The organism is Allosphingosinicella deserti (genome assembly GCF_003012735.1).
Classification (GTDB): Bacteria; Pseudomonadota; Alphaproteobacteria; order Sphingomonadales; family Sphingomonadaceae; genus Allosphingosinicella; species Allosphingosinicella deserti.
This window is the reverse complement of the sequence record NZ_PXYI01000003.1, coordinates 256,264-279,882: the sequence shown is the minus strand read 5'-3', so window position 1 is coordinate 279,882 and position 23,619 is coordinate 256,264. Positions and strand designations below refer to the sequence as shown.

General features: G+C 63.3%; 19 protein-coding genes. 10 read left to right on the top strand and 9 right to left on the bottom strand.

What is annotated here, in order from left to right; translation table 11 throughout:
* Nucleotides 1–8: 8 nt before the first annotated feature.
* Both C7I55_RS09735 and C7I55_RS09730 read left to right on the top strand, forming a co-directional pair.
* On the top strand, nucleotides 9–2,150 hold the full coding sequence (locus C7I55_RS09735; protein ID WP_106512745.1) for a DUF262 domain-containing protein: 2,142 nt from the start codon (nucleotides 9–11) through the stop codon (nucleotides 2,148–2,150).
* On the top strand, nucleotides 2,147–2,605 hold the full coding sequence (locus C7I55_RS09730) for a hypothetical protein (RefSeq protein ID WP_106512744.1): 459 nt from the start codon (nucleotides 2,147–2,149) through the stop codon (nucleotides 2,603–2,605). The genes C7I55_RS09735 and C7I55_RS09730 overlap by 4 nt, the downstream gene beginning before the upstream one ends.
* Before the next feature lie 533 nt (nucleotides 2,606–3,138).
* Here the strand turns inward: C7I55_RS09730 and C7I55_RS09725 are convergent.
* Genes C7I55_RS09725 through C7I55_RS09710 form a run of 4 tightly spaced genes read right to left on the bottom strand, consistent with a single transcriptional unit; the run spans nucleotide 3,139 to nucleotide 10,242 of the window.
* Nucleotides 3,139–6,285: a type I restriction endonuclease subunit R gene (locus C7I55_RS09725; RefSeq protein ID WP_106512743.1), complete on the bottom strand. Its 3,147-nt coding sequence runs from the start codon at nucleotides 6,283–6,285 to the stop codon at nucleotides 3,139–3,141.
* A complete protein-coding gene (locus C7I55_RS09720; RefSeq protein ID WP_158266364.1) occupies nucleotides 6,282–7,292 on the bottom strand; it encodes an SIR2 family NAD-dependent protein deacylase in 1,011 nt (336 codons plus the stop codon). Before C7I55_RS09720 ends, C7I55_RS09725 begins: the two co-directional genes overlap by 4 nt.
* 12 nt (nucleotides 7,293–7,304) lie before the next feature.
* Nucleotides 7,305–8,663, bottom strand: a complete 1,359-nt coding sequence (locus C7I55_RS09715; protein WP_199192778.1) for a restriction endonuclease subunit S — start codon at nucleotides 8,661–8,663, stop codon at nucleotides 7,305–7,307.
* Complete coding sequence (locus C7I55_RS09710; RefSeq protein WP_106512740.1) at nucleotides 8,656–10,242, bottom strand: class I SAM-dependent DNA methyltransferase; 1,587 nt, start codon at nucleotides 10,240–10,242, stop codon at nucleotides 8,656–8,658. Before C7I55_RS09710 ends, C7I55_RS09715 begins: the two co-directional genes overlap by 8 nt.
* A 672-nt stretch (nucleotides 10,243–10,914) precedes the next feature.
* On the opposite strand from C7I55_RS09710, the gene C7I55_RS09700 reads away from it, so the two are divergent.
* Nucleotides 10,915–11,151, top strand: coding sequence for a hypothetical protein (locus C7I55_RS09700; protein ID WP_106512738.1), 237 nt, complete (start codon nucleotides 10,915–10,917; stop codon nucleotides 11,149–11,151).
* A 39-nt stretch (nucleotides 11,152–11,190) separates the two neighbouring features.
* On the opposite strand, the gene C7I55_RS09695 is transcribed toward C7I55_RS09700, so the two are convergent.
* Entirely contained in the window at nucleotides 11,191–11,400 is a 210-nt protein-coding gene (locus tag C7I55_RS09695; protein WP_106513172.1) for a DUF6980 family protein, read from the bottom strand.
* Between the two features lie 57 nt (nucleotides 11,401–11,457).
* Nucleotides 11,458–12,297: a DUF4253 domain-containing protein gene (locus C7I55_RS09690; protein ID WP_106512737.1), complete on the bottom strand. Its 840-nt coding sequence runs from the start codon at nucleotides 12,295–12,297 to the stop codon at nucleotides 11,458–11,460.
* Between the two features lie 334 nt (nucleotides 12,298–12,631).
* Here C7I55_RS09690 and C7I55_RS09685 point away from each other — a divergent pair, with 334 nt between their 5' ends.
* The 3 genes from C7I55_RS09685 (at nucleotide 12,632) to C7I55_RS28110 (ending at nucleotide 14,856) form a co-directional block, all read left to right on the top strand.
* Entirely contained in the window at nucleotides 12,632–13,102 is a 471-nt protein-coding gene (locus C7I55_RS09685) for an OmpA family protein (RefSeq protein WP_106512736.1), read from the top strand.
* Between the two features lie 175 nt (nucleotides 13,103–13,277).
* Nucleotides 13,278–14,312 carry an efflux RND transporter periplasmic adaptor subunit gene (locus tag C7I55_RS09680; RefSeq protein ID WP_106512735.1) on the top strand — a complete coding sequence of 345 codons (1,035 nt, stop codon included), beginning with the start codon at nucleotides 13,278–13,280 and terminating at the stop codon, nucleotides 14,310–14,312.
* A 355-nt stretch (nucleotides 14,313–14,667) separates the two neighbouring features.
* Nucleotides 14,668–14,856, top strand: a complete 189-nt coding sequence (locus C7I55_RS28110; protein ID WP_158266362.1) for a hypothetical protein — start codon at nucleotides 14,668–14,670, stop codon at nucleotides 14,854–14,856.
* A gap of 88 nt (nucleotides 14,857–14,944) precedes the next feature.
* Here C7I55_RS28110 and C7I55_RS09670 read toward each other — a convergent pair whose 3' ends face one another.
* Complete coding sequence (locus tag C7I55_RS09670; RefSeq protein WP_106512733.1) at nucleotides 14,945–15,745, bottom strand: hypothetical protein; 801 nt, start codon at nucleotides 15,743–15,745, stop codon at nucleotides 14,945–14,947.
* 1,808 nt (nucleotides 15,746–17,553) lie between these two features.
* Between C7I55_RS09670 and C7I55_RS09665 the strand changes: the two genes are divergently transcribed.
* The 3 genes from C7I55_RS09665 to C7I55_RS09655 all read left to right on the top strand — a co-directional run bounded on the left by C7I55_RS09665 (nucleotide 17,554) and on the right by C7I55_RS09655 (nucleotide 22,517).
* On the top strand, nucleotides 17,554–17,877 hold the full coding sequence (locus C7I55_RS09665) for a hypothetical protein (protein WP_106512732.1): 324 nt from the start codon (nucleotides 17,554–17,556) through the stop codon (nucleotides 17,875–17,877).
* A 207-nt stretch (nucleotides 17,878–18,084) separates the two neighbouring features.
* Nucleotides 18,085–20,634 (top strand): methyl-accepting chemotaxis protein, encoded by a 2,550-nt coding sequence (locus tag C7I55_RS09660; RefSeq protein ID WP_106512731.1) that lies wholly within the window; start codon nucleotides 18,085–18,087, stop codon nucleotides 20,632–20,634.
* On the top strand, nucleotides 20,631–22,517 hold the full coding sequence (locus C7I55_RS09655) for a chemotaxis protein CheW (RefSeq protein WP_106512730.1): 1,887 nt from the start codon (nucleotides 20,631–20,633) through the stop codon (nucleotides 22,515–22,517). Before C7I55_RS09660 ends, C7I55_RS09655 begins: the two co-directional genes overlap by 4 nt.
* Nucleotides 22,518–22,678: 161 nt before the next feature.
* On the opposite strand, the gene C7I55_RS28105 is transcribed toward C7I55_RS09655, so the two are convergent.
* A complete protein-coding gene (locus tag C7I55_RS28105; protein ID WP_158266361.1) occupies nucleotides 22,679–22,831 on the bottom strand; it encodes a hypothetical protein in 153 nt (50 codons plus the stop codon).
* A 36-nt stretch (nucleotides 22,832–22,867) separates the two neighbouring features.
* On the bottom strand, nucleotides 22,868–23,365 hold the full coding sequence (locus C7I55_RS09650) for a hypothetical protein (protein ID WP_146150986.1): 498 nt from the start codon (nucleotides 23,363–23,365) through the stop codon (nucleotides 22,868–22,870).
* On the opposite strand from C7I55_RS09650, the gene C7I55_RS09645 reads away from it, so the two are divergent.
* Complete coding sequence (locus C7I55_RS09645) at nucleotides 23,364–23,603, top strand: hypothetical protein (protein ID WP_106512728.1); 240 nt, start codon at nucleotides 23,364–23,366, stop codon at nucleotides 23,601–23,603. The two genes, C7I55_RS09650 and C7I55_RS09645, sit on opposite strands and share 2 nt — an antisense overlap.
* Nucleotides 23,604–23,619: the final 16 nt, after the last annotated feature.

The following is a 23,619-nucleotide window of genomic DNA, read 5'->3' as shown; positions in this document are numbered from 1 at the left end:
GGGAATTCATGAAGCCATATACGCGCTCCATCGTGGAGCTGTTCGACGGCAAAAAGCGCTACCTGATTCCCCTGTATCAGCGCCAATATGCCTGGAAAGTTACGCCTCAGCTGGATCTCCTTTGGGAGGATATTGAACGGGCTGTCGAGCGGCTCAACACAGATCGCGCATCGATCTCCCCCCATTTCATGGGCGCGATCGTCATCAGCCAGATCAAGACTTTCGGCAAGCAGGTCCAGGCGTTCGAGATTATCGATGGCCAGCAGCGGCTGACGACATTCCAGCTTCTGCTCTGCGCCCTCCGAGACGTCGCCGCTGCGAACGGCTCTCGCTATGCGGATGAACTGCAAAAGTACCTGCTGAACGACGGCGTGATGGAGAAGCCCGAGGCCGAACGCTACAAGCTTTGGCCGTCGATCACAGATCGACGTGCGCTTGTGCAGCTGATTGACCCAGAGGTCGAGCTAGACTCTATTGCTCCCAAGCCCACGGACGAAGACGGCATGGTCCGCCGATCCACCGCCGCGCACGCCTATTTTCGCGCCAGGGTTGAGGCTCATGTCACTACCGAGGGGAACTTTAGCGAGGAACGCCTGGAGAGGCTTTTCGAGGCGATGAAAGAGGGCCTTGCCGCAGTCTCGATCGAGCTCGAAGGAGGAGACGACCCCCAAACGATCTTCGAGACGCTGAACAGCCGTGGGGTGGATCTCACACCAGGCGACCTGCTCAGAAACTTCATCTTTCAAAGGGCCAAAGGCCTTGGGCAGGTGGACAGCTCGCTCCTTGTGGATCAGCTCTACGCGAAGCACTGGCTCCCGCTCGATCGAGCCTTTTGGACCCAGATCGCCTCTCGCGGCCGCCAGACACGGGGTCGCCTCGATTGGATGTTGACCGATCACCTCTCGATGAAGATTGGAGATCTCGTGTCCGTCCAGAATCTCTTCGAGGCATATCGACGCTGGATTCTGGACAAGGAGCCCTTCCAAGGCGTGGCGGCCGAACTCGAGTCGATCTCTCTTACGGCGGGCGTGGAAGAACGTCTGTTCATGCAGGAGGAATCCGACCCGATCGGCAAGTTCGGCCGGTTTGCGGACGCCTTCGACGTCTCGACTGCAATGCCCCTTGTTCTTTATCTGGCCACGGAAGCCGCGTTGGGCGAGCGATTACCCGAAGCCTTGGGCGCGCTCGAAAGCTACATTCTAAGGCGAGATATTTGCGGGCTCACCACGAAGGGCTACAATCGGTTCTTCATTGGGATCATCGATCGCCTCCGCTCGGTGGAGGACGACAAGATTGGCGCCTTGATCCAGCATCTCTCCTCCAGGATTGCTGACACGGAGCGCTGGCCGGGCGATGAAGAGTGGCGCCAATCCTGGATCGGCCGCGCCCAGTATAAGGGACTGCGTCAGCCTCGCTTGCGGTACATCTTCGAAGCTCTCGAAACCGCAAAGCGGACCAGGCTGAGCGAGGACATACAGATAAAGTCTGCGCTATCGATCGAGCATATCATGCCACAGAAATGGCGAGCGAACTGGCCTGTCCCCGGCTTCACCCATCTTGACCCCGAAGAGGTCGACCCCGACCACCTTGCCCGGCAGATGGAGCGAGAGGCTGCAATCGACACTCTGGGCAATCTCACGCTGCTGACTGGGCCTCTGAACGCTTCGGTCTCTAACGGCCCCTTCTCGGTGAAGATGCCTGCGGTACGTGCTCACTCGAGCCTCGCTCTGAACCGAGACCTGAACGCCTATGATATCTGGGACGAGGAGAGAATCGTTGAACGGGCCGCCGCTCTCTTTCAAATCGCAAGGAAGATCTGGGCCGCACCGCTTGCTATCGACGCGATCGGCGACGTGACGGATGGGATACCGCTTGGCTCCCAGCCGAGAGGATGGCTCCCCGCTGAAGGCACGGAAGCGAAATTCACCTATAGCGGCCAAGCTTTCACCGCCCGTGTGGAGCATGGATCGTTGTTTGTCGCCGGCTTCGACGAGCCTTTCGCTTCCTTCTCCGCAGCGTCTCGCGCAGTCACTCGAACGCACCGAAACGGATTGAATGACTGGCTCCTGCGCGAGGACAATGGAGAATGGACGCTGGCAGATCTTTGGCGACGGCGCCAGACGGACTCCTCGGCCCAGGCAGCCGAATGAGCAGCGCTGAACTTGTCCGCCGCGCGCTCGAGCGCATTGCAACCTGCACCAACGCGAAGGAGCTTCGCCAGCTTGCGGAGAACGCCAGGACTTTGGGCAACGACGAAGTCCGAAAAGCAGCATTGCGCAAGCTCTATGCCGTCAGCCCTGACGCCGTACCCGGAACGCTTGAGCACGATGTTTGGCAGAGCATCTTTGCGCTGGAAGGCGCCCTCACGGAGGAGCGCGGCAAAACCGTCAGACTGGCTCGGACCCGGCAGAAGATCGCACGGGACGGAGAACTCGCCACGGTATCCGACTTGATCATGAAGCGAGCGTCTGATGGGTACCGGATGCTCATGGAGAGGGGGTGGCCCGAGCTGACATTCGAGGCAGTCGCCCTTCGGCATCCGGACAGGTTTGAACCGATTACGCTTGGCAATGCCAGGGCTCGCCTAGCCACCCCGAAGGCTTAGATATAGAACACAATCAACCCGAGTCGCAACGTCTTCCAGTTCCGGTATCTCAATGTCGCATCGGTTGATTGCGCCTCATGTTCAAGCTCTGGCGCGCTCCATCACACTGCGTAGCTCATAGATATCCACTGCTATACCTTTTGCGTTTTTTTCGATAAGGAACGCCCATATGAACGTAGGTGGTCCACCACGCCAAGGAAAGGGTAGCGCGAATATGAGCAACCGCGGGCAACATTTGAGTGATCCTGAGTTGGAACGCGCTCAATCTGTTATTGACGCTGCCGGACCGCAAACATCTACGTTGAAGAACTTGTTCGGTTCCGCATGGTCTGAGATTGGCTCTCCGACCGATTATGGTACCCGCTTCAAACGCTCCGTCATCATTGGAGCATTGCACCGCATCGAGTTCTTTCGCACCAACGGAGAGAACGCAGCGGAGTATCACGTACACGGCGGGGAGGGACGTAGCTGAGTGATCCTACACGCCTCGGCGATGCGCCCGTGTGATCCCCTTCCGCCTTTTTTGGCAACCCTCAGATGTAAGCCGATCTGGTTTCGCGCAGTAGGATTTCCGCCTGTGCCAGAACCGTTTGCACCGCCTCATCCGCAAAATCGGGTGGGTAGCCGTAACGCTTAAGGATGCGTTTGACGAGTACTCGCATACGAGCGCGCGCACTCTCTCGCTGATGCCAATCGACGGTGACGTTGGCGCGCAACTGCTCGAGCAGCTCATGGGCGATCAATCGTAGTTTTTCGTCGCCCATCGCTTCAACAGCGCTCTCATTCTCAGCGAGGGCGTCATAGAACGCGACCTCCTCAAGGCTGAGCCCTTGCTCCTCGCCCCGTGCGCGAGCGGCCTGCAAAGCCTTAGCCAGATCAATTAATTCCTGAATCATCTCGACGGCGGAGATGGCGCCTACATGATAACGGGCAACCGCCTCCTCAAGCCGAGCCGAGAAGGCGCGGCTTTCAACGAGATTGGTTTTGGATCGGCTAACAATCTCGCCATTGAGGAGCTTCTTCAAAGCCTCCAGCGCGAGGTTCTTTTTCTCCATCTTCCCGATTTCTATAAGGAACTCGTCAGACAGGATCGAAATATCGGCAGACTGTACGCCCGCGACCTTCAGAATATCGATGATTTCGGAGGACGCCACTGCTCGATCAACAAGCTGTTGAACGGCGAAGGCGCGATCCGTCTCGCAAATCCTGCCAGTCGCCGTAGTTTTGGCGAGCGCCGCGCGGATCGCCTGAAAGAAGCCCACCTCATCGCGAATATTGCGGGCTTCGTCGCTGGCGGACGCGAGCGCGAATGCCTTCGAGAGTTCAAGAACCATATCGAGATAACGGCGATGCGCGCGCTTCTTGTCCTCAACATCCTTCTGCTTGGCGGCCTGAGACTCCTGCCACCGCAGCACCCAATCGATAGCGCCTCCGAGGCAAATCAAACGTTCGCGCGGCTTGCCGTCAATGCCTAACCGGTAATCAAAGCCATGAAATAGATCACAAATCGCCTCGTATCGCTCGACCATCGCCGCGACCGCTGCGGATTCGTCCACACCGGTCTTGTCTCGATCATTATCAGTGTACTGACCAAGCGCGCTGCGAAGGTTCTGCGCAACACCGATATAATCGACAACCAGCCCCCCCGGCTTGCCCTTGAAAACCCGGTTCACGCGGGCAATCGCCTGCATAAGTCCGTGCCCGCGCATCGGCTTGTCGATGTACATAGTGTTCATGCACGGCGCATCGAAGCCGGTCAGCCACATGTCGCGAACGATGACGAGGCACAGCGGATCGTCCGGGTCACGCGCCCTATTGGCGAGGTTATCGCGGCGCTTTTTCGCACCAATATGCTGCTGCCATGATAAGGGATCCGACGCGGCGCCGGTCATCACAATCTTCACTCTGCCTTTACGGTCGTCGGTGGAATGCCATTCTGGCCGCAGCGTGATGATCCGGTCGTAAAGCTCGACGCAGATCCGACGGCTCATGCACACGGCCATAGCCTTGCCGTTCATCGCCTCGATACGCGCTTCGAGATGAGTCACCAGATCCGCGGCAACTTGCTCGAGCCGCTTGTTAGACCCGACCAGCGCCTCAACGGCGGACCACTTCGCCTTCATCTTCTCTGCTTCAGTGAGCGATTCATCTTCAGTAAGGGCTTCGATCTCAGCGTCTATCAGCGGCTTTTCGTCTTCACTAAGTTCAATACGCGCCAACCGACTTTCGTAAAAAATCGGCACCGTCGCTCCGTCCTCTACGGCGCGACTGATGTCGTAGATGTCGATATACTCACCGAAAATTGCCGGAGTGTTTATGTCCGTGTCTTCTATCGGCGTGCCGGTAAAGCCGATAAACGATGCGTTCGGCATTGCTTGCCGAATGTAGTGAGCATAACCATAGCGGCGCAGCCCCGTTTCCCGATTGAGCTTGGATTCAAAGCCGTATTGGCTGCGGTGCGCTTCATCGGCAATAACGATGATGTTGCGCCGGTCGGACAGCAGGGGGAAACTCTCTTCCCCGCGCTCTGGCGAGAACTTCTGCACTGTCGTGAACACAACGCCTCCGGCTGCCTTGTCAAGAAGCTGCTTGAGATCATAACGGCTATCCGCCTGTTCAGGGTTCTGCCGGATCAGATCACGGCACAGCCCGAACGTACTGAATAGCTGATCATCCAGGTCATTGCGATCGGTCAAGATTACAAGTGTGGGGTTCTCCAGAGCCTCCGATCTTACAGCCAGGCCTGCAAAGAATGCCATCAACAGGCTTTTTCCTGAACCTTGGGTATGCCAAATCACGCCAATTTTCCGGTCGCCGCCGGGACGCGTCGCCTCTACTGCCTGCCGCACCGCTTTCTGCGCGCCGTGGAACTGGTGGTAGCCAGCGATGATCTTGAACGGCCCGCCGCCCTTGTCACCAAACACGATGAAGTCGCGGATCAGTGCCAGGAGGTTCTCACGCGTGAACACGCCGCGCAGCAGAGTTTCGAGTTCGGGCATGCCGCGGTGAGCGAAGTCATGCCCATCCACCGTCCGCCACGGCATGAAGCGTTCCGCACTAGCGGTGATCGAGCCGATCCTTGCCTCAATGCCGTCCGACGTAACCAGAACTGCGTTGGTGCTGAACAGGCTGGGGATTTGGTGAAGGTAGGTTTGCAATTGATTGTAAGCATCACTCAGCGTTGCGTTCTGCGATGCTCCGCTCTTAAGCTCTAGCACAGCAAGCGGCAGGCCGTTGACGAACAGCACCACGTCGGGGCGGCGATTAGCGCGGTTCTCGACGACAGCAAACTGATTGACCGCCAGCCAGTCGTTGGCGTCTGCTCGGTCAAGGTCTATCAACCAAATCTTCGTGGCAGCGGTCTGGCCTCTGTCATTCCGAAACTCGACATCGACACCCTCAGTCAGAAGCTTGTGGATGCGACGGTTTTCCTCAACAAGAGAAGGCAACTCGCCAGTGAGCACGCGCCGTAAGGCTTCGTTACGCGCGGTTTCAGGGGCGCCAGGGTTAAGTCGCCCGATAGCTGCCTCCAATCGGCCGACCAAAATAACGTCGCCAAATGACCGGCGTTCCGGCGCCGCACCCTCAGGCGAAAGGATTGCGCCGTGAACATAGGACCAACCAAGCTCCTGTAGCGTCTCCAGCGCGGCCAATTCGACGATGTCTTCGGTGATGCTCATTCAATTCCTTCGATCATCGCGATCAAGAGGCTTTCAACCATCTGGTCATGATCACCTTTTGGGTAGTATATCGGATGTATTCCAGCTTCAGCAAGAAACCCCCGCCGGGCGAGCCGATCAGCATCAGCGGGTTGCGGAAGGAACGCATAGTGCGGGGCATGCCCGACAGCGGCCTTGCCGTTCAGTTCCTTGAGCGCTCGGACTGTCCGATCTTCAGTTAGACTGCAGCCAAGAAAAAGGAAGCTACGGCCCGCCGCAATCGTCCCAATTAATTCCGCTAAAGTGCGCTTCTCCGTATAGGTTTCATTATATTCCGCAGTCGTCAACACACGGCCGTGAGTTGCTTCCGCCTCGCCATGTAGACGTAGTAGGCTATGCGGCTCATTACCAATTCGGCCGGGCGCATCACGCAACGCAGATCCGACAAAGGAGTTGGTGAAAGGTGTGTTCGCCAACCTGTACACGTTTATCAATACGTAATCCAAGTTTGTTGTTACTACGTGATCACTAAAGAGCATTGGCAGCAGCTGAACAGGCCCAGCCACCTTGTCGCAGTGCGCCCCCAACTTAGAGCGAATCTCTTGCGAAAAAACTTGAGCCCCAAGTATGTCGTGGACAGCTTGAGCAGCATCTTCATAGCGTCCTCCTGCTAATAGCGCTTCGATGTCCGCAACCCGGTTGCGAGCATCAGCTAACAACGACTTGAGAAAATCACCCCAAGGCCGGTGTCCGCTTGCGCAGGACATGCCTGCTCCTACAAAGGGCACTACGGCCCCTTGCCGGTGACGGTGAATCAGCTCTTTGAAGCGGTCTAAACATCCATTATCACTCAAAAATTCTTCAACTTGGTCGCGCGCATTCGTGCGCTGGGCAGACACCCAGTCCACGAGCAGACCGTTAAAAACGTCGTCTCCCGCCATCTCCAGTATCTCTGATCGACGCCAAACCTTGGTACGAATCTCAATGTCGCCCTCCTCGTTTAGCTCATCAATGAACCTCTGTCTCAAGTAGCTTTCCATTTACAAGCGCTCGGAATTTACGGGAGCAACGCTAAGTCCGCCAGACATCAGGCGAGGCAGCAGATAGTCGCGCGTCTCTGCGAGTGCCCGGCTTTCGGCTGCGGCAGTCACGATTCTTGCAAACAGCGGCTCAACGACGTTGCCGAATGCACTAATAGCTACTCTATTGTCCGGCATCGGTGACGTTATCGGACGAAAGTTTCTCTTGCTGATTTCCTGGAATGTTGAACCATTCGCGTTTGCAACGATTGTCGGCATGTTTGCCTTGCACCAGCAATACAAGAAGCCGCTGCCAATGTTTTGTGTCGGCTCCAAGCCAATAAAGCCTTGGTTAATTGCGACCTCCACCTGCGCGATCGCGAGGTACCCGATGGGCGCCCGGGAAGAGAGAAGCACCGATCCGACGGGGAGAAGCCCAGACGTGATCTTTGCAAGACCAGCATCGCTGATTTTGCGGCCGGTATTGAACAAGGCAAAATCATCCAGCCCCGACAGATCCTTGGGCGTTGCCCAATGATGAACCCCGGGAGACCAGAGGCTTTCATCAACCGTGCTTGGCGTCGATCCACCAGCAAGGTTTACCAGGTCGCCTATAGGCGTTTCGTTCCACCCAAGCGGCAGGCCATCGTCACCGAAGGCACTGGGGAAGATGCCGGCGAGTTCGGCGGCGCGTACGGGGTGCGGGGTCAAGCCGCCCATGACTGCTTGTGGATTGGCTTCGCCGGCGGCCTTGCGGCGAGTGGGCCCGAAATCGACAAACCACTCTTGAAAGATCGCTTGCGCCATCCCCTCCAGAGTTTCATTCATGCGCCGGTTAAGCTCGATCTTGTCGTCCAAGCTGGAAATTACATCCGCAATTGAAGCTTGCTCGCAAAGATCCGGAAGCGGAATCGAAAACTGCCTCATTGAGGCCAAAGGCTGACCAATGCCTGGTGTACCTACAGATGATGCGAAACGGAGTATCTCCTGCTTTCCCTGCTCAGAACGGAAGTAATAATACGCATACCTGCTCAACAGCTTGCATGGGTCAGGTCGAAATTTCATCATACTGCTTGACAAAAAGATCGGCACATGCGCGCCATCAATCAGCCCGACCTCGCCTATTGAACCCCGATGTGGGAAAACTAAATCACCTTCCTGCAACAGACAGTTAGGCATTGTTGCCGCCAAATCCTCAGTGATGTAAACCCAATCGCCCTTAAGGTTTCGACTTCGGCCAATGTTGGTTCCTCGGATCACGGGAATTCCAGAATCAACATAGGTGTCGGCCTTCATTTTTGAACCGAATGGGCCAATCGCAATTGAGTAGGGTTCTTTGGATGCTAGCGCACCGAGCGTTGTGGTCGGGAATTCAGACACCAGAATTCACCCCGGCCAACGCTTCAATGACGGCTTCTTCCAGCTCCCGGCTCTGAGCAAATTGCATCTGAATTTGATTGCGCAGCTCACCGAAACGCTGTTCAAATGAAATTCCGTCATCGTTTGTATCTTCCGCACCGACATAGCGACCCGGCGTGAGGACATGGCCGTGCTTTCGCACTTCCTCCAGTGTCACCGATCTACAGAAGCCCGGAATGTCCTGATGTTCTCCGAGCTCCGCTTCCGGCTTGGCACGCCATCGATGATAAGCTTCGGTGATCCTGGCGATGTCGCTCTGCGAAAACTCACGCCGGGTGCGATCCACCATATGGCCAAGGTTACGGGCGTCGATAAACAGGAACTCACCCTTTCGGTTGCGATGGCCATTGGCGCCCTTATCGCGGGCGAGGAACCAAAGGCAGGCTGGGATCTGCGTTGAATAGAAAAGCTGCCCCGGCAGCGCGACCATGCAATCGACGACGTCGCGCTCGATCATCATCTTGCGTATCTCTCCCTCGCCCGATTGCTGCGAGGACATGGACCCGTTTGCCAGCACGACCCCCGCCGTACCGCGCGGAGCGAGGTGGTGGATAATATGCTGGAGCCAGGCAAAATTCGCGTTGCCGGCAGGCGGCGTACCGAACTGCCAGCGCACGTCCCCTTCTAGTTGTGGCTGCCACCAATTGGAGATGTTGAACGGCGGGTTCGCCATCGCGAAATCGAACTTGAGCGTTGGAAACGCGTCATTGAGAAACGACCCTTCGTTGTTCCATTTGATGTCGGCATCAATACCACGCACGGCGAGGTTCATTTTGCAGAGCTTCCACGTGGTATGGTTGCGCTCCTGACCGTAAATAGCAATGTCGCTTCGACGGCCCTGATGGTTCTCGATGAAGCGTTCGGACTGCACGAACATGCCGCCAGATCCGCAGCAAGGATCGTAAACACGACCATTCTGTGGCCCAAGCATCTCCACAATCGTCTGAACAACGGATCGAGGGGTAAAGAACTCCCCACCACGCCGGCCTTCGGCACCCGCAAACTGACTAATGAAGTACTCGTACGCCCGGCCAAGCAAGTCTCGCGAATCTTGACCTTGCGCGTGCATTCCGACCCTCGAAAACAAGTCGATAAGCTCGCCGAGCATTGTCTTATCGAGTTGTGGGCGGCCATAATCTTTTGGCAGTACGTCCTTGAGCACGGCGGCATTAGCCCGCTCAATTGCGTCCATCGCGTTATCAATCAGGCTTCCGATATCCCCTTCGCGTTCGCGGCCTGTGTTTACATCCGAGAAGGTGATCCGGGGGCGCTTGGCATTGGCCTGCAGATACTCCCATCGAGCCTCCGGGGGCACCCAAAACACATTTGCAGCGAGATATTCTTCGGGATCTTCGAGATCGGCATATTCCTCTTGCAGAAGCTTGCTGCGATGAAGCTGGAATGCCTCGGAAATGTATTTTAGGAAGATCAGGCCAAGCGCAACGTGCTTGTACTCAGAAGGTTCAAGATTGCCGCGTAACTTATCCGCTGCCTTGAACAACTCTGCTTCAAAACCCAGATCGGTGCCTGACGTGGCCACTCTTTATCCTCTACTAGCCTAGGTGCTTGTGTCTTCGATCTTTGGACTGCCAGCCTCGCAACCTGCAGCTTTCTCAAGCAAGGATGCAACGAAGAAGCCGCATGACGGCAACCCTTGGATCCGCCGCTCTTAGTGACTGCTCTAGCTGGTATCCCGCCCGTGGAAGCCCATTGTTGGTAAAAACGAGGGGCGGTGTCAAAGGGATTGAGATCGCCGGATGAAAACTGGTGCGATTGGTGACCGCTCCCGCGAGCGCAGCTGATCGAAGATCATGGTACCGAGCGTGGTCTGAGGTAGTACCCTCACCCCACACGCCTCGTCCACCTGCGCAGGCATTTGTCCTCATCCTCCCGATGGAGTACGACCGGGGACTTCTAGGGTCGCATGCGACCTCAAGCTTGCCTCGTCACCTCCCGCGGTGAAAGATCACCCTCACCGATGTGAGCAGAAAGATCGAAGCTGACGCGCCTGTTTCTCCTTTGCCTGCTCGCTGCCGCCACGGCCGCCTGTCACGAGCGTGACCTCCCGCCCGGCCTCGAACGCGCACCGACCGACGCCTACCCGACGGCCGCCCAGATCGAGCTCGCCTGCGCGCAGCACGAAGTCCAGCAGCATATCGAGTTCGAGAAGACGCCTGGAAACTATTGGGATGCGGAGCTCGGCTGGACCCCGGTGCGGCGTGCTTCCTGCCAATGGGAAGACGGAACAACGGCCACTGCTCTGTGCCGCTTTCAGCAAAGCCTCATTCCCAACACCCTCGACCGCGAGGTGCTCCTGCGCCACCTCCCGGATCGCGACTGGACCTGGATGTCGGCGCGCATGATCCACGTCGACAGCCAAAGCAACAACAATGGCGGCTGGATCGTCCCGCGCGGCTGCCACCAGGAACCGGCCGCCGACCCGGCCTGAACAACTCGAAGTCAGCAGGCTTACCGGCTTCCTGGACGCTTAATCAGAAATGTCCGCCGTGGGCAATTTCGTCCCGCACCAGGGGCAGAAGGCGATCGTCGTGACACTGCTCCCACCGTCGTGGATCATGATGCCGTAGCCACCATTCACCCGTGCGATCAACGCATCCGGGCAGTCTCCCCGGTCGGGGTGCATGTCGCAGATCTGGTTCAGATCATAAGCCATCTGGTCGCAGCAGAAGTCCGTCATTCCCATCCCTAAGTTGCCGCCTCCTGCCGCGTTTGGCGCCAGCCGAACGCAAAGGCATCAGTCCCACCAGAAATACCACCAGTCGCTCGTCATCAGCCCGGCGGCGAGCGGCGCCAGCGTGCCCGTGCCCTGGTCGACGATGTCCGGGCAGTAGCGGTAGAAGTCCCGCGCCAGCGCCAGCGCCTCGGCGCGCTCCGTCGGCCGCCGGGCGACGCGGAGGTTGAGCGTGTCACCGTTGAGGCCCACGAGCTCGGCGCCGTAGCGTTCGTGCCAGGCTTTCAGCGCCGCGACATGCACCGCAGGCGGCGGGCACGCATTCCACCCGCCCCAGGCCAGATAGGCGGGTACCTCCCAGCTCTTCGCGGTCGGGATCAGCAGGAGGTGAACCCGTTCGAGCGGCGCGCCGCTGGTGAGGTCGGTCGCCAGGATCAGCCCCGGCATGGCGGCGCCGCTTGGCAAGTCCTCCGGCCAGGCGCCGTCTTCCGCCCGCAGTTCGTCCTCGCCAGGCGCTCCCGCCCAGGCGCGAAGCGCCTCGGGAAAGCGCAGCGCCGCGGCCGCCTTCACGATCTCCGCCGGACTGCCGGGCGACGGCGCACCTCCATCCGCCGCCTGTGCTTGGCGCCCGCCGAGCATCTCTGCCATTTGCGCCAGCGCCTCGTCGCCGCCGACCACCACCGGCCACCCGCGCCCGGCACCGCGCAATCGCTGCCACTCCGCCTCCGCCTGCGCACCGGCGACGGTCACGACCTCGTACGGCAAAGGCGGCATCGTCTTTCCAGCCGGCTCCCCGCCGCCCTCAGGCGGCCGCGATCCCACCGCCCCCGCAATCGCCGCCGCGCTGGAGCGCCCGCTCAAGCCGATCGCCGCCAATCCCGCCAACAGAGTTCGTCGATCCATGGTTTCCCCCTCCCCGCGATCTGCCACGCCCACCAAGCCCACGCAAATCGCGCCGGGCGCGGCGTCCAAACCGGACGTGCAATTGCGGCTTCGGCATCGCCAGCAGGAAAAAGCCTGACCCTTGCTCGGAAAACCGGTCTACCGCCTGTTTACCCTCGCGCTCGCCTGCAAGGCGCAAACGACAAGGAATGGGCCTCGGCTGCCGCCCCTTCACGCCAGCCTGAACTCGGAAGGCGGTCTCAACAGCAGGAAGCGCGTGAGATAGCGCGAGCCCTGCCCTTTCCCTGCGGCACAGGGCGTGAAACAATGACGGCGCGATCGCGGGAAGGATGGGATGAGAGGAACGATTTTACTGCACGCCTTGGCGTCTGCACCCCTGTTCGCCGCCGCGCAGGCCACGGCGATGACGGGCCCGTTCACGATCTTCTTCGACGCGGGCAGCAGCCGGATCACGCGCCAGCATGCGGGGATTCTCGACAATTTTCTCGCGGTCATCCGCCATCACCCGGACAATCTCACCGTGGTTATCGAGGCCGGCGCGGATCGCGTCGGCACGCCCGAAAGCAATCGCCGCCTCTCCTGCGCCCGGGGCCGCGCGGTCGCGCGCTACCTGGTCGAGCACGGCGTCCGATCGGCGCGTATCGAGGTCCATGGCTATGGCGAAGACCGGCCACTGGCTGACGGGCCGGACGAGAGCGCGGACCCGCAGAACCGCTATGTCGCGATGTTCGAGCGTGAAGACCCGCTTTACAGCCCGGAAGACCGCGACAATGCGCCGCCGGCGGTCGATCGCACCCGCTGCTGACCGCGTAGGCATCCCGGGCGCAGCCCGGACGGCGCCGGTCAAGACGGACTCCGGCGGCGAGCGAGCGTCGGATGAACGCCCCCTGCGCCTCGCGCCGGTGGACCCCGAAACCGTTTCCAGCGCCCGCCCCGGCCCGCTCCCCATGACGGCCGAAATGCCGTAAGCTGCAGCCGACATGCAGACGGGCGACTCTCCTCCCCTCTCCTGGCGGCCGCGCGCCGTCCCGGCCGCGCTCGGCGCCGCCTTGCTGCTGCTCGCGGGCGCCGGCCTCTACACCGCCGGTGCCGCGTCCGGATCCGATCCCGCCGCACCGCTGAATAGGCCGGCCGCCGCCTCGGCCGATGCCACCTCGCTCCTCCCGCTCGACGCCCATGTCGAGCCGCGCACCGCCACCCTGGTCACCGCCGTCCAGGGCGGGCAGATCGCCCATATCCGCGCCGCCGACGGATCGATGGTCGCGCATGGCGCGCCGCTCGCCGAGATCGCCAATCCGCAATTCGTGCTCGCCGTCGCGAGCCAGGAGGCCGAGATCATCTCGCGGCTCGGTGACCTGAGCGCCCAGAATCTCGGCCTGCAGCGCGGCCGCCGCGCCGACTCGCAGGAGATCGCCGCCGCCGAGCTCGCCTTGCACGAGGCCGAGGACGAATTGCGCCGCCAGACCCGCTTGTTCGAGGCCGGGGTGGTCACCGCCGCGCGGATCAAGCCGCTTGAGGCCCGCGCCGCCTTTCACCGCGACAAGGTCGCCGCGCTTCGCGCCGCCGCCGCCACCGAGCACGAAGCCGCCGCCAGCCAGCAGCACCGCCTCGCCAAGGCCGAACGCCAGCTCGACGCCAATCTCGGCACGGTCCGCGCCACCCTGGATACCCTGGTGCTGCGCGCTCCCGCCGCGGGACGCCTGACCAATTTCCGCCTGCGCCCCGGCCAGCCGGTCGCCGCCGGCGACACGCTCGGGCAAGTGGATGGCGACGACGGCTACAAGCTCTACGCGCTCGTCGACGAAGCGCATCTCGGCCGCGTCGCCGCCGGCCAGGCCGCCCGCGCCCGCATCGCCGGCGCGGCGGTGCCCTTGGTCGTCGCCCGCGTCGATCCCCAGGTCGCCGAGGGCCGGTTCAAGATCGAGCTCCACTTTCGCGGCCCCACGCCCGCCACCCTCCGCCGCGGCCAGCGCGTCCGCGCGGAGCTCGCGCTCGCGCCTGCGGAGACCGGCTGAGCGGGGGCCTCGTCTGAGCACGGCAATCCCAATGATGCTCCACTCCATCCGTTCGGGCTGAGCATGTCGAAGCCCCTCCCTGCCCTTCGACAGTCAGCCGGAACGAGGGGGCTCCGACAATGGACGCCCTGTGCGCCATGAACGATCGCTCCGGCACGCACGAACCCGCACAATGTCGCGCCGGTTTGCCCCCTTGCTCTGAGATCTGCGCGGAAGAAGGCAGAATAGAGCGGGATGAAAGAGAAAGGCCGAACTTTTGCCAGACTGGGCACTCACGTTCGAGCTGATACTCGCCTTCTGGCATGGCTGCTCGCCGCCACGATCGTGCTGCTGGCGGCCGGACGGATCGGGGCGGTTGCTGATCTTTCTTCTCGGACTGGTGGTTTACATCGGTATCGAGCAGGTCCTCCACCTCGGCGGGCCCGACAGCCCGGGCCTGGTGCTTCCCCATGCCGGCCTCGGTCTCTCCCTCGCCGCCCTCCTGGCGGAAGGTGCCATGACCGCGTTCGCGGCGGCGCGACGGCACCGACCAAGCCGCGCCTGAGGTGCGTGCAAAAATTGCGCGCTTCCGCCGAACGTACAGCTTCGGACTGATACATCCTGAACGCCCGCGCCAGAGCTCTGGTGCGCGATCACCGCCGCGGCGGCGACGGCGGCGGCGGCGGCGGTGCTGGGGGCGCAAGCCCGAAGGATCCGGGATTGGAACTCCCCTCCGCCGATCGCGGGTCGCGCAACGGGCTCCAGACCCGCACGAAGCCTTTGCGGGAGCGTCTGTCCGGCAGGCAGACCACGTTTACGGGATAAGGTCCAGACCACCAGGCGATCGGCGTCCATTCGCGCCCACTGCGGGTCCAGATCTGCGCGAATGGTCGGTCCGAGCAGTCGAACTGCACTCCGGACACGAAGGCATGGTCCGCATTATGCACCGGCCGGTCGAGCGTGATGATCGGGTCATCCGCCCCGCAGCGCCCGCCGATGCGCACCGCACCGCTCGGCAACACGCTCGGCAGCGTCCAGCCCGCCGGTCCATTCTCCTCCTGCGGTTTCGGCAGGGAATGAAGGATCATGCGGGTGATCCTGGCTGCATCGGGATTGGAAAACCTCCAGAGCTCCTTCGCCGTCAGAGAGTCGGCCGAGCCGGCCCACGGCATGAGCCGTTTGCGGACACAGGCAGGCGATCTTTCCCGACCCGCCATCGCCCCGGCCACCCCCTGGTGAGGTGGCGGCGGCAACAGCCGGTAGAGCAAAGCGGCGATCAGCACGGGATCCGGCTCGGCATCGAGGCGGAGGATCTCAGGCGCCGGCGGCGCCGCGACCTTGCGGGCGTCCGCCCGACGCGCCGGATTGCCCGAAGCGGCCCCTCTCTCGCTCTCGCCACAGCCGGACAGGGCGAGCACGGCCAGCCCAATCGTCAGCCCGCGTCGATCCACCATTACTTTCCCCCTCGGCGAATACCATGAGCGGCTATGCGCTGTCCGGCAAGTCTCAGCCGGGGCACGACCCATCGCGCATCGCCGTTCGTCGCCTCGCAACCGCCACACTGGTGGGAGCTCCTTCGCCTTCAACGCCTTCCTTGCCTTCTTCGCGCTCTTCGCGTCCTTCGCGTCCTTCGCGTCCTTCGCGTCACGATGGGATGGAAGTGCCACGCTGCACGTCGACGGACTGCCACGACCCTGCGCGCCCCATCTTCGCGGCTTCGTAAGTCTCCCGTGTCATAGCCTGTCCTGAGCTTGCCGAACGGTGTGGAAATGCTGAAGCCGTGCAATGACGAGCGTATGAGGACTGATCCGGACGATACGAGCAAGCCTCCTCGCCCCCTCAGACATCCCCAAGCGCCCAGCGACCGGAGCTCTTCCCACGCTCAGCATCGGAAGCGCACATCACTTGATCCACACCAATGTTCGTGCTATGTTCCAGTGCTTTCGAACCCTGCGTTTCCCGACTCCGGCGTCGCGCACCCGTTTGCGCTTACCGCGTTCGCATCCCGCTCTTTGAACCCGTGAACCAAAGACGAGCAGCTCGCTGGACGCGCGCCGGGCGGCATCCGCCTCGAAATGCGCCGCCGGCGACGGTCCCAAGCCTGTTAATACAGGCAAAATACAGGCTCGGGAGCGCGCAACAGGCACCCGGGGCGCTTTTCTCCCCGATCACGACGCCTTCCGGTCGGGCGATGATCCGAACCTTATCAATGGACATGTGCACGCCGAGCCCCTGCCCCGCGGCCCACTTCGGTACTGCCTGCAGGGACCTGCCCGCGCCGGGAGTGCTGCGCCGGAAGCCCCTCAAACCAGCGCCGCGCCTGTATTTCGCCTGTATTTCGCTCAATGCCTGTGGTTCGCGGCGGCGCAACCGGCAGCGCGCGCAAAGTGTGAAAGGGTATGAAAAGCCGCCTCTCGCGGGGATCGGCCGGCATGCCGCACCTTGCTGACGCGCAGCCCTCAGCCCGATCGACCTGTATTCCACCAGTATTTACTGGAGGACGGGAGCCTGAGGAGCCCGCGCCACCCTACACCGGCCACGCGGCGTCCTGACCGCCCGTAGCCGTGCGTGGCGCCGGAAGCCTCGTCGAACCCCGGCGCCGAGCCTGTATTTCACCTGTATTTATCGCTCTGCGCACGGAGGCGGAGCCCGCGTCCTGGCCGTCCCGCTTCCAAGCCTGCCCAGCTCTGGGACGACCACGTCGGGCACATGTCGAACCCGGTCCCGAGCCTGTATTTGACCTGTATTCTATCGATCGCCGCGCCGAGTCCGCGTCCTGCTACGCCCCGGCTTTCGGGCCTTCCCGGGCCAAGACGCTCCACGCCCAACACCTGCCGAAGCCGGCACCGCGCCTGTATTTCGCCTGTTATCGGCGGCGCGCGGGCGGTGCACGGCGCGTCCAGGCGGGCGCCGACGGACCGTGCGACGGCGGCCGTGCGCGGACTCGGCCGGCATCTACTCCTCGGCAAAGGCCGGTCGGCCCAAGCCTCTCCTGAGCTTGGCCTGTCCCGAGCCCTGTCGAAGGATCGAAGGGCGTGTCGAAGCCCTCTCCTTGCTTGTCCCACGTGCGAGAGGGGAAAGGGAGGACTTCGACGAGCTCAGCCAGAACGGGTCCGGTGCCATTACCCAACCAGTATGAACTGGTGACCGCGCTCGGCCCGGCCAGTATCCACGCCGCCTTTGCCACGACCGCTCCGCTTACGCCCCCGCCGGCGCGCCCCCGTCACGAAGCTGCAACCGTCCCACGCCAAGATCGGGCGCCATGCGCGCCGTCGCCTTCTTCCGCTCCTGGCCGATGCTGACCCGCACCGCGCTCGCCTTCGCCCTGCTCGGCGGCGTCGCGCTTCCCAACCGCCATGCCGGCCTGTTCAGCAACCACCCGGATCCGCTTGCGGCGAGGGCCGAGCATTCCGCCGCCTGGAACCGCGTCCTCGGCCTGCGCCCACCGCGCAGGAGATCGCGCGGGCGGTGGCGGCGGAGGGCGGGCGCTGCCGGTCCGCGGGTACCGGCCGCTGGCGGTGCAGCGTCGATCGTCCCGGCCGGATCGCCCATCCGTTCACCCGCACAGGCTGGACCTGTACCCTGACGGATGGAGATGCGAACCCGGCCATCGCAGGCACGCCAGCCTGGGCCACCGACGTCGACTGCCGCCGCACCGAAAAAACCGCCTGACCCCGTACTTTAGACCATAGCGCCCGCCGCACCGGCACCCGCAAACCTTCCTATAACATCCTGAAACGGCGCCGTTCGGTGCCGCACGCCGCACGGGCGACATGACAGGACGACGAAGATCATGAGCGATCATCAGCAGCAGAATGACGGCAACGCGCAGCGCACCCCCCGCAACGGCGGACGCGCCGCCGCAGCGCGCACGGCAGGCGCCGCTTCCGCGGCCGCATCGGCGATGGCCGAGGCGCTGGACGACGGCGCCGATCTGTGCGCGCTCGGGGTCGCGCTCGATCGCAGCCAGGCGGTGATCGAATATTCGCCGGAAGGCCGCATCGTCCGCGCCAACCGCCTGTTCCTGTCGCTGATGGGCTACACGCCCGACGAGCTGACCGGCCGCCACCACCGCCTGTTCTGCCCCGAGGAGCATGCCGCCTCCGCCGACTATGAAATGTTCTGGGCCGATCTCCAGGCCGGAAGCCCGCAGGAGGACACGTTCCGGCGTCTCGCCAAGAACGGCCGCGAGCTGTGGCTGCGCAGCAAATATTTCCCGATCGTCGCCGAGACTGGCGAGGTCCTCAAGGTCGTCGAGCTCGCGATGGACGTCACCGACGTCAAATTGAAGAGCCTGCGCGACAAGAGCCTGGTCGATGCGATCGGCCGCGGCTCGGCGGTGATCGAATTCGATCTCGCCGGCCACGTCATCGCGGTCAATCCCAACTTCCTCGCCCTCACCGGTTACTCGGAGGACGAGGTGATCGGCCAGCATCACCGCCTGTTCTGCACCCCCGAGCAGGTCCGCGGCGCCGCCTACCGGCAATTCTGGGAGAAGCTCGGCGCCGGCGACTATGTCTCGGGCGAGTTCAAGCGGCTCGGCAAGGGCGGCAAGGAGATCTGGATCCAGGCCACCTACAATCCCATCCTCGATCTCCAGGGCCGGCCGGTCAGCGTCGTCAAGTTCGCGGTCGAGGTCACCGACGCCAAGCGCGCCGCCGCCGAGGCCGAGGGCAAGGTCCACGCCGTCGACCGCTCGCACGCCGTCATCGAATTCGATCTTGAAGGCAATATCCTCGCCGCCAACGACAGCTTCTGCGCGCGCATGGGCTATGCGATCGACGAGATCCGCGGCAAGCATCACCGCATCTTCTGCGACAAGGATTACGCCGCCTCGGAAGAGTATCGCCAATTCTGGCACAAGATGGCGCGCGGCGAGCATGAGAATGGCGAGTTCCGCCGAGTCTCCAAGGACGGCGAGAGCGTCTGGATCCAGGCCAGCTACAGTCCGATCATGGACCTGGACGGCAATCCCTGGAAGGTCGTCAAATATGCGCTCGACGTCACCGAGCAGAAGAAGCGCAACATGGATTACGAGGGCAAGGTCCGCGCCATCCGCCGCGCCCAGGCGGTGGTCGAGTTCGATCTCGACGGCCAGCTGCTCGATGCCAACGACAACTTCCTCGGCCTGCTCGGCTATTCGCTCGACGAGGTCCGCGGCAAGCATCACCGCATGTTCTGCGACGACGAGCTCGTCGCCAGCGCCTCCTATCAGGATTTCTGGCATCGCCTGTCGCGCGGCGAATATTTCGGCGGCGAGTATAAGCGCGTCGCCAAGGGTGGGCGCGAGATCTGGATCCAGGCGACCTACAATCCGATCCTCGGATTGGACGGCAAGCCGGTCAAGATCGTCAAGTTCGCGATGGACGTGACCGAGGCCAAGATCCGCAACGCCGAGTTCGAAAGCCGGGTCGCCGCCGTCGATCGCAGCCAGGCGACGATCGAATTCGATCTCGAAGGCACGATCCTGTCGGCCAACGAGAATTTCCTGAGCACGATGGGCTACACCTTGCGCGAGATCAAAGGCCAGCATCACTCGATGTTCTGCGACGCCGACTATCTCAAGACCCAGGAATATGGCGATTTCTGGCTGCGCCTCAACAAGGGCGAGACCCATGCCGGCCGCTTCCACCGCGTCGGCAAATATGGCCGCGACGTCTACATCCAGGCGAGCTACAGCCCGGTCTACGATCTCGCCGGCAATCCGGTGCGGGTGATCAAGCACGCCTACAACGTCACCCGCCAGGTCCAGCTCGAGCAGCAGATCGCCACCAAGAGCGAGCAGATGCAGGGCATGGTCGCCCGCCTGTGCACCGCGATCAATTCCATCTCCGAAGGGGCGAGCGGCGCCACCGACCTCGCCGGCGAGACCGAGCGCGCGGCCGGCCGCGGCACCGAGGCGATCGCCGGTGCGATCGAATCGATCGACCTCATCAACCGCTCGTCCAAGCAGATCGCCAACATCGTCGGCGTGATCGGCGAGCTCGCCAGCCAGACCAATTTGCTCGCCTTCAACGCCGCGATCGAGGCGGCGCGGGCCGGCGAGCATGGCGTCGGCTTCTCGGTGGTCGCCGAGGAGGTGCGCAAGCTCGCCGAGCGCAGCGCCGATGCCGCCGGCCAGATCTCGCGGCTGATCGAGGAATCGACCGACCGAGTCGAGCACGGCACCGAGCGCTCGCGCGGCGCCCGCGCCGCCTTCGAGGGGATCGTCGCCAGCGTCGACAAGACCGCCCGTGCGATCGCGGGGATCGCCGACTCCGCCCGAGTCCAGGAAGAGGTCTCGGCCAAGGTCGTCACCATGATCGAGGAACTCGCCGCCTCGACCCGCGCCGTCGCCGCATGAACGCCCATGCCGGCATGCTGACAATTGCAGCGCCCGCAGCCGTCGTTGCGCGCCACGCGGCGAGCGTGGACGATGCGGGGGCTGCGGCGGGGACGTGCGATGCGGGCGTCGCGGAGCAGGTGCACGATGCGAGCGGCACGGCCGATGCGTGGCCGGTCTCGCTTCGCGAGAACGACGCTGAGGACTCGGCCGGCACGCGCGCGCGCCTGCCCGGCGGCGCCGATGCCGCCGCGTCAACCGCCCCGGACGGCGTCGCCTCCCAGCGGCCCCGTTCCGGCTCGGACGAGCCGCCCGCGGCGCCGGTGCGTGCGGCGGCGGCGGAGACGCTCGACGTCGGGCTGATGCGGCTGTGCGGGCGCGACCTTGCTCTGCCTGCCGACCATGTCCGCGAAGTGGTGCCGCGACCGGCGATGCTGCAGCCGGTCTTCACCGCCGGCGGCGCGATCGGATCGATCGTCATCCGCGGCCGGGTGATCCCGATCGTCGATTTGAAGCCGCTGCTCGGCTTCGCCGCCGCCCAGGGAGATGGTGCGGCCGCTTCGGCGGCGACGGACTCGGCGACGGCCACTTCGGCGAACGCCCTCACGGCACCCGCTGCAACGGACGCCGCGGGTCCGGAGCAAGCCGTGATCGTCGTGCTGCGCCAGGGCGATGCGCTGCTCGGCCTGCTGATGGACTCGGTGTCGGGCCTCGCCCGCCTGCGCCGCGACAGCCTCCAGGCCTGCGAGATCCCCGGCATGCCCGGGCAGCTCGTCACCCGCAATTTCCTCCACGGCGAGGCGGTGGTCGGGCTGGTCGATCCCGCCGCGATCTTCGCCCTGCCCGGCATCCCCCATGCCCGCGAGACCGCGCCGCAGGATCGCGGCGCCGCCGGCGGCGCGCGGCGGCCGATCGTGCTCCTGTCGGTGGCCGGCGCCGAGATCGCGCTCGATGCCGGCCGGGTGGTCGCCACCGTTCCCAACGCCGCGCTGCGCCCCGGGCCGGTGCCCTCGTCGACCTGGGTCGGAGTCGTCGACTATCTCGGCCGCGAAGTGCCGGTGGTCGACGATCTCGCCTTGCTCGGCCTCAGCGGCCGCGCCGGCGAGACCGGCGCCGAGCCGATCGTCCTCCTCCGGGTCGAGGGCGATCATCTGCTCGGGCTCAAGATCGATCGGGTGCACCGCATCCTCCAGGTCCCCGCCGCCGACATCCGCCCGCTCCCGCCCGCCACCGCCGCCCGGCTAAGCCTCTTCTCCGGTGCGATCGTCGATCCCGACGGGCGCGAGAGCCTGCTGCTCGCCGCCGACGCGCTCGCCCGCAGCGAGGCGCTGCGCACGATCGGCGCGCTCAGCCGGATCAAGGGCGTTGCCGCCCGCGGCGCGGGAACGGCCCCATCCGCAATCGCGGCGGCCAAGGCTGCGGTGCCCGGCCTTGCGGCGGCCGGCATTGCGGGGTCCGGCGCTGCGACAACCGCCCAAGGTGCTTCGCGCCCGTTCCTGATCTTCCGGCTCGGCGATCGCCATCGGGCGGTGCCGCTCACCTCGGTCACCCAGATCATCGCCTTCCCGGCCGGGGCCAGCCGGCTCGACGTTCCGGGATCTGGGCTGTTCGGCCTCGCCAGCCACAATGGCCGGCCGCTGCCGCTGGTCGATCTCGGCAGCGACGGCGCGCCCCGCGACATGGATTTCGCCGCGCTCGGAGCGGTAATCCTGGTCGTGGACGTCGACGATGCGGTGACCGGCTGCATCGTCGATGAGCTCGAAATGGTCGCCGACGCGGTGCCGCAGCGCCGGCCGGCACTCTCGGCCGCCGAGCCCGGCCACTTCCTCGAAGCGCGAATCGGCGGCGTCGCCAGGGCGGTGACGATCTGCGATCTCGCCGAGGAAGCGCGGCAACGCGCCTGAGCCGTGCAACCCCGCGGCGAGGTCATCGACCCGCGCCCCCCCCGGATCGGGCGAAGCGTAGTCCCGGCGAAAGCCGGTGGGGCTGCGCCTGTCGAAGCCCTCCCCTTGTTCATTCCGCATGCGGACAGGAAAGAGCGTGCGTCTTCCCCTGCCGGCGCGGATCAGCCGGTGGTGGTGCGGATCTGCCACTCGAGGCCCGGAGGCTTGATCATCTCGCGGCCGCAGAGGGTGCAGGTCGAAACGAACGCCCCCTGGTCCCAGCGACTCGTCTTGAGGTCGGCGACATGTCGGCCGAACCATTCGTGCAGGCTCATTCCATGTCTCCTTCGCGTGGCTCGCCTTCGCGGCGTCTAAAGCCGAACATGCGCCGCGTCACCGCCGAGAACGGGCTCCTGCACTGCCGTCCGGCGCCCCTTGGCGATCGGCGACTCACCGGCCGCCCACATCGCCGCCGCGGCGGCCTGGCGGGCGGCGAAGCTGTCGTCGAGGCGCTGGATGAGGTCGGCGCGCGCATACCAGGTCGCGGCGCTGTGCTCGAGCCGGCGTCGTCCATTCTCCGTGTCCATCAATACGGCGGAGGCAAGATCGGCGGTGGCGCGGGTGCGGCAGCCGTCGGGCGTGTCGGTCGCGATCTTGTTGAAGCTTCGGGCGCGGCTCAGCTGCGGCGGGCGCGCCTCGCCGGCCGGCGCGGTGCGGCCACCTTCGCTCACCCAGCGCTCGGATGCGGGAACGCGCACCAGCATCTGAATCACCATGCCGGCGTCCAGGCGGTGCGCACCCGATCCGGACATCGCGTTCTCGACGATGCTGCCTTCGCCCATGCGATCGGATTTCTGGATATCTGACATGCTGGTCACCTTTGTCGTTGCAAGCGGGAGCACAGGAGCGTCTCTCAGTCACACGATGCTTGCGATGGAGCAGGTGATATTCGCTATATGGGGCCGCATACTCCTTATTACGAGCGGTCGGGCAATTAACGGTTACGCCCCGGTTCTGGCCTGGCAATTTGGCGCGGTCCCCGACGGCGGATTGATTATTGCATTGGGATTCAAATTGATTTGGTGCTACTGGGACGAAATCACCTGATCCTCTTAACGGATCG

Coding starts and splice junctions, on each gene's coding strand:
- C7I55_RS09650 (WP_146150986.1), bottom strand. CDS start 23,365: ATGTCAGATATCCAGAAATCCGATCGCATGGGCGAAGGCAGCATCGTC.
- C7I55_RS09690 (WP_106512737.1), bottom strand. CDS start 12,297: ATGGATCGACGAACTCTGTTGGCGGGATTGGCGGCGATCGGCTTGAGC.
- C7I55_RS09670 (WP_106512733.1), bottom strand. CDS start 15,745: ATGGTGGATCGACGCGGGCTGACGATTGGGCTGGCCGTGCTCGCCCTG.
- C7I55_RS09665 (WP_106512732.1), top strand. CDS start 17,554: ATGCGCGCCGTCGCCTTCTTCCGCTCCTGGCCGATGCTGACCCGCACC.
- C7I55_RS09645 (WP_106512728.1), top strand. CDS start 23,364: ATGCTGGTCACCTTTGTCGTTGCAAGCGGGAGCACAGGAGCGTCTCTC.
- C7I55_RS09730 (WP_106512744.1), top strand. CDS start 2,147: ATGAGCAGCGCTGAACTTGTCCGCCGCGCGCTCGAGCGCATTGCAACC.
- C7I55_RS09735 (WP_106512745.1), top strand. CDS start 9: ATGAAGCCATATACGCGCTCCATCGTGGAGCTGTTCGACGGCAAAAAG.
- C7I55_RS09685 (WP_106512736.1), top strand. CDS start 12,632: ATGAGAGGAACGATTTTACTGCACGCCTTGGCGTCTGCACCCCTGTTC.
- C7I55_RS09655 (WP_106512730.1), top strand. CDS start 20,631: ATGAACGCCCATGCCGGCATGCTGACAATTGCAGCGCCCGCAGCCGTC.
- C7I55_RS09725 (WP_106512743.1), bottom strand. CDS start 6,285: ATGAGCATCACCGAAGACATCGTCGAATTGGCCGCGCTGGAGACGCTA.
- C7I55_RS09660 (WP_106512731.1), top strand. CDS start 18,085: ATGAGCGATCATCAGCAGCAGAATGACGGCAACGCGCAGCGCACCCCC.
- C7I55_RS09680 (WP_106512735.1), top strand. CDS start 13,278: ATGCAGACGGGCGACTCTCCTCCCCTCTCCTGGCGGCCGCGCGCCGTC.
- C7I55_RS28105 (WP_158266361.1), bottom strand. CDS start 22,831: ATGAGCCTGCACGAATGGTTCGGCCGACATGTCGCCGACCTCAAGACG.
- C7I55_RS09695 (WP_106513172.1), bottom strand. CDS start 11,400: ATGACGGACTTCTGCTGCGACCAGATGGCTTATGATCTGAACCAGATC.